Annotated in this window: 9 protein-coding genes and 1 pseudogene; 9 read left to right on the top strand and 1 reads right to left on the bottom strand. The window is 35.4% G+C overall.

Annotation, left to right across the window (positions count from 1 at the left end; all coding sequences use genetic code 11):
* The 8 genes and pseudogenes from BA768_RS12490 to BA768_RS12465 form a co-directional block, all read left to right on the top strand.
* Positions 1-2334, top strand: coding sequence for a DEAD/DEAH box helicase (locus tag BA768_RS12490; protein WP_065721013.1), 2334 nt, complete (start codon positions 1-3; stop codon positions 2332-2334).
* 31 nt (positions 2335-2365) lie between these two features.
* A complete protein-coding gene (locus BA768_RS12485) occupies positions 2366-2575 on the top strand; it encodes a DNA modification system-associated small protein (protein WP_065721012.1) in 210 nt (69 codons plus the stop codon).
* Positions 2576-2589: 14 nt separating this feature from the next.
* Positions 2590-4578 carry an AAA family ATPase gene (locus BA768_RS12480; RefSeq protein ID WP_065721011.1) on the top strand — a complete coding sequence of 663 codons (1989 nt, stop codon included), beginning with the start codon at positions 2590-2592 and terminating at the stop codon, positions 4576-4578.
* 10 nt (positions 4579-4588) lie between these two features.
* Positions 4589-6169 carry an ATP-binding protein gene (locus BA768_RS12475; protein WP_065721010.1) on the top strand — a complete coding sequence of 527 codons (1581 nt, stop codon included), beginning with the start codon at positions 4589-4591 and terminating at the stop codon, positions 6167-6169.
* Between the two features lie 174 nt (positions 6170-6343).
* Complete coding sequence (locus tag BA768_RS21600) at positions 6344-6472, top strand: hypothetical protein (RefSeq protein ID WP_262484174.1); 129 nt, start codon at positions 6344-6346, stop codon at positions 6470-6472.
* Between the two features lie 144 nt (positions 6473-6616).
* Positions 6617-6934, top strand: coding sequence for a helix-turn-helix domain containing protein (locus BA768_RS20915; protein ID WP_083206673.1), 318 nt, complete (start codon positions 6617-6619; stop codon positions 6932-6934).
* 96 nt (positions 6935-7030) lie between these two features.
* The gene (locus tag BA768_RS20910; RefSeq protein WP_083206672.1) at positions 7031-7588 is read left to right on the top strand and encodes a DDE-type integrase/transposase/recombinase; all 558 of its coding nucleotides are present in this window, start codon (positions 7031-7033) and stop codon (positions 7586-7588) included.
* A 64-nt stretch (positions 7589-7652) separates the two neighbouring features.
* Positions 7653-7898, top strand: a pseudogene (locus BA768_RS12465) (integrase core domain-containing protein); the annotation flags it as partial.
* 81 nt (positions 7899-7979) lie between these two features.
* Here BA768_RS12465 and BA768_RS12460 read toward each other — a convergent pair.
* The gene (locus BA768_RS12460; protein WP_065721008.1) at positions 7980-8249 is read right to left on the bottom strand and encodes a helix-turn-helix transcriptional regulator; all 270 of its coding nucleotides are present in this window, start codon (positions 8247-8249) and stop codon (positions 7980-7982) included.
* A gap of 1032 nt (positions 8250-9281) precedes the next feature.
* Here BA768_RS12460 and BA768_RS12455 point away from each other — a divergent pair.
* Positions 9282-12267, top strand: a 2986-nt coding sequence (locus tag BA768_RS12455; protein ID WP_065721031.1) for a SusC/RagA family TonB-linked outer membrane protein, incomplete at its 3' end; no start/stop codon positions are given.

The following is a 12267-nucleotide window of genomic DNA, read 5'->3' as shown; positions in this document are numbered from 1 at the left end:
ATGTACACATTATTAGAATTTCAAGAAAAAGCAGTTAATCAACTGCAAGCCCACGTTATTTCTGCATTAGAAGAACGCAAAGCCCAAACACCCGTATTACTAAAAGCACCAACAGGAGCGGGTAAAACAGTTATGGCTGCTGCCTTAATAGATCGTATTGTAGATCAGGCACATTTGCATCCTGGTTTAGATAGCAATATGGCATTTATATGGTTTGCGCCTAATACTTTACACATCCAAAGCTACGATTCTCTTAATGCATTATATGAAGAACAAAGACGATTAAATTGTATTAACCTAAGCGAACTTTCCAGCAATCCTGTTCTTAACCAAGGCGATTTGCTATTTGCAAATTGGAGCAGCTTAAGTTCGGCAACCAATATTTGGCGTAAAGAAAACGAAAGCAATATCAACCTAGAATCTTTAATAGAAAATACCCGTACAAACGGCACTAAGATAATTTTAGTGATAGACGAGGCGCATCTTTCTGCCTTTACAGGTGCACAAGCCAAAGCGGTGAGAGAATTAATTGCAGCAGATGTAGAAATCCTCATCACAGCAACGCCCAATCATATGCCAGACCGTAATGTGGTGGTGCAGCGTAAGGAGGTTATTGACCAAGAATTAATAAAAAAATCGGTTCGACTAAACATTGGTCTCGATCCTGCTCAACAGAATGGTGAAAATGTTCATATACATTTGCTAAGAAAAGCCTTTGAAAAGAAGGCAGAATTACAGAAGCTTTATAATGAGGAAGTAGGAGAAAATAAGATTAATCCCTTAATTCTTATTCAGCTACCTTCGGATTCTGTAACAATGTCCGAGGAGGATAAGTCGATTCGCGAAACCTTAGAAGGACTTTTAGCTTCAGATTATAATATCTCTACCAATAACGGTCGATTAGCCATTTGGTTATCTGGTGAAAAGAATAAAGATGGACTAGAAGAACCTAACGGATTACAAGATGTTTTAATTTTTAAACAAGCCATCGCGCAAGGTTGGGACTGTCCTCGTGCAGCAATTTTAGTAAGTTACAGAAATGTTCGCTCAGAAGATTTTGGGATACAAACAGTAGGTAGAATTTTAAGAATGCCACATCGCAGACATTATAGAAATGATGATCTTAACCATGGTTATGTATATACCAACATCCAAACCAATCAAATCAATTTAGTACCATCAGATTCAGACTATTTTGATAAGTTATTAGCTGTGCGACAAGATGATAAAGCTTGGGCTTTTGCAACAATGCCAACAGCCCAAATGATTAACGACCGTAAGACAAGTGCAACTTTAACAACGCGCTTTCAATCCATTTTCTTTTCTTACATGGAAAACAAATATGGGATTAATCAATTGCCAGATATTGATTTGTTTACACCTCGTGCTGATGATGATGAAGATGTCATAAGAATAAAAAAAGAGAATACCGATAAGATGATCGAAAAAGGATGGGAGTTTGAAATTGACGCCCATCAAATAAAGATCCCTGCCGATATTTCGGTTGACCCTTATCAAGTAGCCGCTACACAAATCAATATGGGTAGCCGCAAAGAATTTGCAATTACCAATGAGGAGTTTAGGATGTACTTTGATCGTTTTTGTTACGATAGCATTACAAGATTAATCAAAGAAAAATCGTGGCGAAAAATGAGGGAAACATTAATCAATTTTGCTGAGTATTATTTGCAATCTTTTGAGTTTGATGCTCGAAAAATTTATTTGTACCCTCCAAACAAAGCTATTATTTTGGACGATATTAAAGTAGCTTTAGAAAAATTTGACGGTTGGCAGCAAGCACAGGGTAACGAAAGACGAAGAGTTGAATATAGTGATTGGTCGATACCAAAGGAAAGGTATTACAGTGAAAAACATATAAAAGAAGATATAGACAATCACGCTTTATTTCCTTTTTATGAGCAGATAGGAGCTTCTAATCCCGAGAAATTATTCAAAAATTTCTTGATTGAGAATGAAGATAAGATAGAATATTGGTATAAAAACGGTGATAGTGGTCGAGAACACTTTGCAATAGATTATGAAGATAATTCTGGAGTAAAGCGTTTGTTTTATGTAGATTTTATAGTAGTAACTAAGGATAATAGAATTGGTTTATTTGATACTAAAACTCTTAAATCGGATATTGTTGATGCGAATAAGCATAATGCATTAAGACGATGGATGGCAGCCAATGATGGAAATTATTTTGGAGGCGTTCTTATTCCTGTGGAAATGTCTGGAATTTGGAAGTTTTACTATTCCGAATTTGATCTCAGTGAGAATCAATATATCGAATCAACAACAGGCTTTACAGATATAGCTACCAAATTGTAAAAACGAATTAACACAAAAAATAATAGTATTTATGAATAAAGGTCTTGATGCAGTGTTTATGAATTACGGTATCCGCAACGAGGATATGGAAATTATAAAGAAAATTTGTGAAGAAGCAAATATAGATTTTGATTGGTTCAAAGATTTTATTTTGAAGGAATACCATGAACTTAAGATGAAAAATGAGGAAATGGATGCAAAATCCCTACAAAAATTGGTCGAAAAAGCCTTGTCAAATTAATAATTGAAAGCGCTATGTTAATTACTAAAATTTACGCAAAAAATTATAAGACCTATAAAGAGGTGGACTTAGATTTATCCGTTAATCCTGATCAACCTATTGTTTTAATTGGAGGTCAAAATGGAGGAGGTAAAACAACTTTGTTTCAGGCAATTTATTCCGCATTGTATGGCTTAGAAGTCAAAGATTTATCTCATTTCAAAAGATTATTATCTGCGGCTACACCTTATTCTGATGATGTTAAAATTGAACTGGAAATTGATTTTAAAGGAAAAGTCCTTACGCAAGACTTCCTATATAAAATAAAGAGGGTTTATGCGATAAACACACAAAATCAACCTGTGGAATCAGTAAGCTTAAATTTCAATGGAGATGTATTTACCTATGGTTCTGCAATGCCTTTTAGCCAACGAAATAAAATGGAAGCGGAAGTTAATAAGATTATCAAAGCCAATCTCCCGAAGGAACTCAGTAAGTATTTTCTATTTGATGCGATGGAGTCTGGTGAGCTTTTAAAGGCAGATTATTTATCTAGGGTGATAAAAGAGAATATTGAAAATGTAATGGGCTTTAATAAATACATTAACTTAGAAGAAGCTACTCATAAATTAAAAGAAAAGTACATTGCCGACTCGATTGAATTAGAATCTGAAAGACTTGAATATCAGAAAATAATTGATCAAAAATCTGAAATTGAAACCAAAATTAAGTCTTTAAAGGAAGAATTAAAAGTTAAGCTAGGTTATTCTATTGATAAAAAGGATTTATACAAAAAAGCGAAAGAAGGAAAGAATCTCCAACAAGAGTTTCAAGATCAAATTAAACATATAGAAAGTAAAATTGATGATCTAAAAGCAAAAGAAGCTGAATATGTTCATGTAGTGGCGAAATATGCAGATGAAATTGAGTTGCAATCTTTTTTACCAAAACTTTTGGACACCATTAAAGAAGAGCTTAGTTTAATAATAAACTCAAATGACAAATCATCACAATCCAATCAGTTTTCCGTAAATCAATTAGACTATATTCATAAAAAAATATCGGATTATTTAAATGATAATAAATGGGCAGCAAATGAAGTTGGATCATTTTCTGATGGTATATTAAGCTATATAAAAGAGGAACAAAATAAAAATCAAGGAGGTAACGATTTTAGCTATTTTTCGGATGAAGAATTATCAGTGATTAGAGCAATGTTAAATTTGACATCGATCAATAGTTTTAATTTTATTCATCATTCAAAAGATATCTTGCAAAAGGAATTAAAACAACTTCCATTATTAAAAGCAGACTTAGCGGAAGCGAAAAGCCATCTTTCTAATGACGATAATTCACTAATTGAATCTTATGAAAATAATGAAAGTATTTTGAGTGATCTAAAAGCTTCTATTGCTAATTTAGATTTGGAAATTGTTAGACTGAATTCTGAACTGAATAAGTTTGATATTTCAGAAGAAGAAATTCCCAATCCTAAGCTTGAAGTATTGAAGAAGTTGGAGCCAGTATTTTCAAAAATTTCTAACGAGTTATTAAAAGCAAAAAAGCAACGAATTGAGAATACAATGCAAGAGGATTTAAATTCCACATTGGTAGCTTATGCAGATCAAATAGGCAAAGTTGAACTCTCTGAAAATTTAAGTGATTTGACATTCAAAATTTATCATAAACATGGCAATGAAATTTACTTAGAAGAATTAAATGCAGCGTCCAAACAAATTATTGTTCAAGTATTACTAAAAGCTTTACATCAATTTGGAGATTATAATCCTCCTGTTATGATTGATACCGTAATGGGGTATTTAGATGAAGAAAGTAGGGCTTCATTATTAGAAAATTATTTTCCAAAATTATCTCACCAAACAATCCTTTTAAGTACGGATAGCGAAATCCGCACAGATAAAGATTTATTAAAAATAGAAGGATTTATTGCCAAAAAATATACTTTGGATCGCGATAAAGTGAATCAATTAACTAATGTAAGAGAAGGGTATTTTAACGCTTAATTTTTTTCCTATGCTGACTTTACAAACCAACTTACGTATTGCAGATTCCATTGCTCCTAAAATGGAAGAGCTGCGCTATAAACTAGAATCAATTTTAAATTTAGATAAATACGAGTTCGACAATAAACCATTTTCCGTAAAAGGAAATGCTAAATATATGAGAATCTCCTTGCTAGCAGGCTTATCATTAAGCAATACTAGAAATAACGATTTTCAAAACCTTCAGATGACGAGTAACAGTATTCATCCAACATTATTTACTGTTCATAACTTATCCAATTATTTGAATACTTTATTGCATTATCGATACAATAACCTTAATGTAAATTGGGACGATCATATTACAAGAAGTAAAATTATATGCTTTGAGATACTGAAAGGTGCAAATTATCTTTTAGAAAATGATAACCTTTTAGAATGGTTGCAGTTTAGTGGCAGTAAGACAGCTAATGCAAATGCAATTCCACATCTTAACTTAAATATTGGAGAATATGCAGACAACATTCCTGCTTTTCTTGATATGAATAGTACTGCAATTACAAACACTCAGATATTAATTGCAGGCACAACAGGTTCGGGTAAATCAAATTTATTAGCAGTTTTAATGAATGAAATTAGATCACTTTCTGTTGAAACGAGCTATCCTGTTAATTTTTTATTTTTCGATTATAAAGGTGAGTTCTCTGATGTGGCAAATAACGCTTGGCTAAATCATTTTGCGGCTGATCGTTCATCAATCTTAGATCCTATTGTCGCTCCTCTTCCTTTTACGCCATTCAAGAATTTTGTAAATGCGAATCAAAATGAGATAAATATTTACTCAACAGAAATGGCTAATGCTTTATGTGCAATTGATAGAGCTTCAATTAGTGCTAATATGAGCAATAGACTTTCTGAAGCAATTATTGATGCTTATATAGAGACAAAGGGACTCCCTATTACATTTCAAATGATCTATGATACTTACACTGCAGCTCAACCAAAAAATGATAAAGATAAAATCGACAGTGTTAAATCAGTTTTAAATCAATTGATAAGATCGAATCTATTCTTAAATGAAGATAAAATAGATTTAGTAAACAATAGTTTTATTATAAAAATGGATAAATATGCCAGTGATGGTCCTGTTGGTAAAGCTATAGTCTATTTTATTATTTCAAAACTAAATTCAATTTATGAAAATCTAACGCAACAAGCTAATGATGGTGAAAAAGTGCAATTAAGACATTTTACGATAATAGATGAGGCACATTACATGTTAGATTTTGATAATAAGCCATTGCGTAATTTGATTGCTGTTGGTAGGAATAAAGGAATGAGTGTAGTTTTAGCAACTCAAAATATGGAACATTTTAAATCAAAACATTTTGATTTCTATGCAAATGCTCAGTATCCATTAATAATGAAGCAACAATCAATTAATGATGGAGTATTAAAAGATCTTTATGGCGCGAATTCGACGGAACTACAGGATTTAAAACAGGCAATTGCTAGCCTCGGAAAAGGAGAGCTTATTATTAAGAATAATGAAGCAATTTTAATGGGGATTGGTAAGAAATTCAAGCGGATAAAAGTACGTCACTTAATATAATATTTAATTGTTATTATATTGATTGTAAATATGTTCTTACACATTTGTATTATTTATTGAGCCGATTAACTTACTTAATCGGCTCAGTATTTTTAGTGTAAATCGTCAGCAAAAAGTGGACATTAGACATTAAAAATTTAAGGAGTGTTTTCAAAAAAATAATTACATTTAATTATGGAAACACCTAAAAAGAAAAGTTCCGAAAAATTCGTAAAAGATATCCGTAAAAAAAAACGGCTCAATGGTGGTGTTGTCAGAGAAGCCACGAGTGATGAAGTGTCTGATTTGAAGAAAGAAACCTAACGAAGTGGTTCGACGAAGTCAAAATGTCCGCTTGAAGGAAATCGAAGATTCGGCGTAGCCAAATGGTTGCCGATTTGGTTCTGCGCAATGACATTGTAAAAAAAGCTTAGACATGCTGGATTAACCCATAAATACAGAAAGTTTATGAGATTATCAGCAAGTGAGAAATACGAAATTATTCAAGAAGTTACTACAAGTGAAATTGGCGTAAAACAAACTCTAGAAAACTTTGGGATTGCAAGAAGTACTTTCTACAAATGGTATCATAAATACCTTGAAAATGGCTATGATGGCTTGAAGACAAGCAAAATAACATCTAAAAGACAGTGGAACAGCATTCCGGAAGAGCAAAAAGATTTGGTAGTAGAAATCGCTTTGGAAAACACCGAACTTTCCTCAAGAGAATTGGCGCACAAAATTACCGATGAGCAAGGTGTTTTCATCTCAGAATCCAGTGTTTAGAGGATTTTAAAGCAGAGGGATTTAATCCCAGCACCGAATCATTTTTTACTTTCAGCAGCAAATGAATTTAAAGATAAAACAGAATTTGTACATCAAATGTGGCAGACGGATTTTACCTATTTTAAAGTTATTGGCTGGGGTTGGTACTATCTGAGCACTGTTTTAGACGACTACAGCAGGTATATCATCCACTGGGAGCTATGCGATTCGATGAAGGCTGAAGATGTAAAACGAACAGTAAATACGGCGATTGAAAAAGCAAAATTAAAGTCTAAAGCCAAGCCAAAATTACTTTCAGATAATGGTTCCTGTTACGTGTCAAACGAGCTCAGAACCTACCTGAAAGACAATTTGAAGATGAAACAGGTTCACGGAAAATCTATGCATCCGCAAACCCAGGGCAAAATTGAAAGATACCATATAACGATGAAAAATGTGGTTAAACTCAATCATTTTTACCATCCAGAAGAATTAGTGGAAGCTTTAGAAAAATTTGTAGAAAACTACAACAACAAGCGATATCACGAATCTTTGAAAAACCTTCCTCCGGCAGATGTTACTTCGGAAGATCTGAGCAGATTTTGGAAAAAAGAAAGCAAACAAAAGCGGAATCCATCCGAAAAAGAAGAAAGTTGTATTTTCAACAGAAATTAATAAATTTATAAAACTAAATACTCCTTAAGGATTTATTCCAAAATGTCTAAGTTAGTTTGAAGACGTACACCCCTCAATGACTGACGGCTATGATTGTTATCAAAATGCTTTGGCAGAAAGAATAAATGGAATATTGAAGCAGGAATTTTTAATTTATAAATGCAAAAACATTCAGGATTTAAAACAAATGGTGAAGGAAAGTATTTATATTTACAAGAACAAAAGACCACATATTAGCCTGAAGATGAAAACCCCGGAAAAAATCCACAAAAAATCCGGAAAATCAAAATCTTCCGCATTAGTATTTTAATGGTAAAACTTGTAAACCTATTTTAGGATTAGTCATAATAATACTAAATAATATTATTTTTTTTAAATGAAATATTGTTTTTCAAATTTTTTTAATACGGATTTTATTTATCTTTTCTGAAATTTCTTTATATGTTATAGAATTGTCATTTTCCCAGTTTGTACTCTCTATAAGTTCATGGATGTTAACTCTAAGCAACTTTGAAATGATATGAAATTCTTCCAGTGATGGTTGCCTTTTATTATTTCGCCATAATGATATTGTAGATTCTGACTTATTTAGGATAGTTGCCAATGTTCGATTTTTAACTCCAAACTCATCAAAAACTTCTTTTAGTCTATTTAATTTCATAAAATATTAATTAAAAGTTTTGCGTTTAACGTAAAACTTTGTATATTTGTAATTATTGATAAGCGAAATTCAACAGCTGATACTGTATGAATAAACGATGTCACTCGTTCTAAATCCGCCAGATTGCCACGAGTTGACGAGTGTTCGCCTATTACTGGTATTTTGTATATTTGCAAATATTCCAGTAGGGCGTACCTCGTTTAACACTTTGAGGCAACCTTTATTTAAAGGACGGTTTCTGGCGGAACCACGATCAGAGTTGCGAGGTCGTCCTACTGCGTTTTTAGGATTACTCAAAACAGCATCGTTCTAAATACTAAAATATTTATGAGGACGACATTTTCAACCATTCTGCTTATTTGTCCACCTGAGTAGGTGTTGCAAAACAAAGGAAAAACTACAGCTCTATACCAATACTGCCCGAAATAATGCAGGTAGAAGAGGTATAGCCTCAACTAATTACCGCCACACTCCGAAATTCCTTTAATAGTAAGGGAAAGACAAAGTACGCTTTAAACTCACACCTTAAAAGTACTGGCTTTCTTTCAATATTCCAAATATTTTTTCAGCACGAAGGGAATTTAATACAAAAAGACAATAATAGTAGCGGTCCGCATGGTCAGATGGTTGGAGCTGTTTTAGGTTAAATTGATTATTTCTCATTGAGAAACAGTACAATAGGAAGGTACAGCCTATTGCGGCTTTTAAGCTTACACGGGACACATTTTCATTCATATTAATTAATGCTTTCTGGTGCCTTGAGGTAGACTGGAGAAATATCCTTTTGCTTTTTTTTTGCTAAGGGGCACTTAGAGAGTTTTGTTTTCAAAGACCTGAATTCGGTAGTGATATTAATATAAATACAAGAACGTATAAAAATGAAACAGAAATTCTCTTTGATTGAATATTAGATATTTAAATAATAGTATAAAAGAAAGAACTCTTTCTGCTTAGTAGAGTGGAATTTACAGTTGCAGAAAGAGTTTCAATAATAATCAAGGAGTTTAATAAAATTAAAACCCATACAAAACTATGAAAAAATCCTATTCTAACATAGGAAGCATGAGTCTTGTCTTTATGTTGACCATTGTTTGTGGTTCGGCTAGGGCTCAGACTAAGATGATTAGCGGTAAGGTTACCGCAGATAATTTACCTTTATCCGGTGTGATCGTATCACAGCAGGGCAGTGATCAGAGTTCGGTTACTAATGAAAGTGGTGTTTACCATCTTAGTATTTCAGGTGATAATCCTTTGATTGTTTTTAGGCATTCTGATTATGCAGAGCAAGTTGTTGCTGTTAGTAATCGGAATGTAGTGGATGTTGTCTTAAATCAGAAAGTGAAGGGTATTGAGGAAGTTGTTCTTAATGCTGGTTATTATAAGGTTAAGGATAGGGAGAGGACGGGAAGTATTGCCAAGATTGGTGCTGCTGATATTGAGAATCAGCCTGTGACGAATGTTCTTGCGGCTGCGCAGGGGAGAATGGCTGGAGTGTCGATAACTCAGAATTCGGGGACTGCTGGTGGTGGATTTGATATTCAGATCAGGGGTAGGAATTCATTGCGTACACGGTCTAATTCTGAGATTGATGGGAATCAGCCGTTGTATATTGTCGATGGGGTGCCTGTTGGTGGTGGCGTAAATTCAAGGTATGGTGGAACGGTGCTGGCAATGGCGAATGTGAATCCTCTGAACAGTATTAATCCTAATGATATTGAGAGTTTTGAGATTCTGAAGGATGCGGATGCTACGGCTATTTATGGATCACGTGGTGCGAATGGAGTAGTATTGATTACGACAAAGAAAGCCCGAAAAGGGAATCTCAGGCTGACTTTGAATTCTTCCTATGGTTTGAGTCATGCTGTATCGGGATTGGAGATGATGAATACGGAGCAGTATATTGCGATGCGTAAACAGGCTTTTGCAAATGATAACATTTCTGTTTATCCTGCCAATGCGTATGATGTGAACGGGACTTGGGATCAGAATCGTTTTACAGATTGGAGAAAGGAATTGATTGGCAGATATGCCACGCTTTCGAATTCTCAGCTTTCTTTGAGTGGTGGGAGTGATACGACTTCGTTTTTGGTGAGCCTGGGTCATAATGAACAGACAACGGTGTTTGGTGAGGATTTTAAGTACAGGACGAGTACTGTTTCTGCAAATATAGCACATCGATCTCAGGACAGGAAGTTCAGCCTGAATATGTCGAACATGTTTTCTGCATTGGATAATAATGTGCTGACTTCGGACATTACCAATACGTCGTATCTGCTTCCTCCGAATGCGCCTTCATTGTACGATTCTTCTGGGAATCTGAATTGGGAGAATAATACGTTCAATAATCCTTTGGCAACTTACCGGAATACTTATACCAATGATCAGCTGCAGTTTTTGAATAATATCACTACGGAGTATGAGGTGGTGAAGAACCTTAAGCTAAGGTTGAATGGAGGATTGACTTATCAGACTTTTGAGGAATGGTCGCTGCGTCCGCATACGGCAAACAATCCGTCATCGGGGATGACGTCAGCTCAGTCTGCAGCTTCTAAGAGTAATCAGAACCGTTTGTCGATGGTGGTAGAACCTCAGATTAATTATTCTTTTAAGACAGGGAAGCATTCGGTTGATGTTCTTGTTGGTGGAACGTATCAGAGGGATACGAATACGAATGCTGCGATTCAGGGGTTTGGTTTTGAGAGCAATGTGTTTATCAATAATATTGGTGCGGCTCAGACGAAGGTGGTCTCTGATGATGTGAAGACTGAATACCGCTATGCTGCTTTGTTCGGTAGGGTTAATTATCAGTATGACGGAAAGTATATTGTGAACTTTACAGGGCGTAGGGATGGAAGCAGCAGGTTTGGACCGAACAATAAGTTTGCAACATTTGGTGCTGTGGGTGCTGCGTGGCTGTTTTCAAAGGAGGCGTTTTTGAAAGACAGTTCGTGGTTGAGTTTTGGAAAGCTTCGAGGGAGTTATGGTTCTTCGGGAAGTGATAATATCGGGGAGAACCAATACCTCAACACGTATGTGACCTCAACACTGATTTATAATGGTGTGGTGGGACTGATTCCGTCGAGGTTGTATAATCCTGATTTTAGTTGGGAGAAGACTTTGAAGTTTGAAACTGCGCTCGAGTTGGGGTTGTTTAAAAACAGGTTGAACGTGACGGCTGCATACTATGATAACAGGTCTTCCAGTCAGCTGCTGGGTTATCAGCTTTCGGCAGTGACGGGGTTTACTTCTGTATTGGCGAATCTTGGAGCAACGGTTCAGAACAAGGGCTGGGAGTTTGAGTTGAAGGGGGATTTGGTGAGGGGTTCTGCTGATTCGTTTTCGTGGGATGCCGGATTCAATATAAGCTTTCCGAGAAATAAGCTGTTGTCTTTTCCTGGGCTGGAAGGTTCTTCCTATGCCAACACCTATGTGGTGGGACAGCCTGTAAATATTATAAAGCTGTATCAGCTTAATGGTATTAATCCTTCTACGGGGCAGTATGCGTTTACGGATTTTAATGGTGACGGTAAGATTGCTTCGCCTGATGACCGTCAGGTTATCAGGAACCTGGGACAGCAGTTTTATGGGGGTCTGACGAATGATTTTAAGTATGGTAATTGGAACCTGTCTGTGCTGCTGCAGTTTGTAAAACAGGAGAGCAGGAATTATAACAGTCTGATGGCTTCGCCTGGCTTGATGAATAATCTTCCTGTGGAAGCGCTGAATGTATGGTCCGCTGAAAATCCAAATGGTTTTTATATGCCTTATCATGTGGCACCTACGGCTTCGCATCAGCTGTTTCAGGTGAGTGATGCGACGGTGTCTGATGCTTCTTTTGTGAGGCTGAAGAATGTCCAATTAGCTTATAGCATTCCTCTTCAGGGAAAGGTATTCCGGGAAGTGAAGCTTTATTTTCAGGGACAGAACCTGTATACGTGGACGAAATACTTCGGGGTTGATCCTGAGTTTAGTTCGGTGGGCTTTCTGCCGCCTTTGAGGACGTATTCTTTCGGTGCAA

Origin of the sequence: Chryseobacterium sp. CBo1, from assembly GCF_001693475.1 — a bacterium.
GTDB lineage: Bacteria > Bacteroidota > Bacteroidia > Flavobacteriales > Weeksellaceae > Chryseobacterium > Chryseobacterium formosense.
The sequence above is the reverse complement of the archived record's forward strand: the minus strand, read 5'-3'. Positions and strand labels throughout refer to the sequence as shown.

Bases quoted from the DNA above. Each gene is read 5' to 3' on its own strand.
- BA768_RS12490 (WP_065721013.1), top strand. From the start codon at position 1: ATGTACACATTATTAGAATTTCAAGAAAAAGCAGTTAATCAACTGCAA.
- BA768_RS12485 (WP_065721012.1), top strand. From the start codon at position 2,366: ATGAATAAAGGTCTTGATGCAGTGTTTATGAATTACGGTATCCGCAAC.
- BA768_RS12480 (WP_065721011.1), top strand. From the start codon at position 2,590: ATGTTAATTACTAAAATTTACGCAAAAAATTATAAGACCTATAAAGAG.
- BA768_RS12475 (WP_065721010.1), top strand. From the start codon at position 4,589: ATGCTGACTTTACAAACCAACTTACGTATTGCAGATTCCATTGCTCCT.
- BA768_RS21600 (WP_262484174.1), top strand. From the start codon at position 6,344: ATGGAAACACCTAAAAAGAAAAGTTCCGAAAAATTCGTAAAAGATATC.
- BA768_RS20915 (WP_083206673.1), top strand. From the start codon at position 6,617: ATGAGATTATCAGCAAGTGAGAAATACGAAATTATTCAAGAAGTTACT.
- BA768_RS20910 (WP_083206672.1), top strand. From the start codon at position 7,031: ATGTGGCAGACGGATTTTACCTATTTTAAAGTTATTGGCTGGGGTTGG.
- BA768_RS12460 (WP_065721008.1), bottom strand. From the start codon at position 8,249: ATGAAATTAAATAGACTAAAAGAAGTTTTTGATGAGTTTGGAGTTAAA.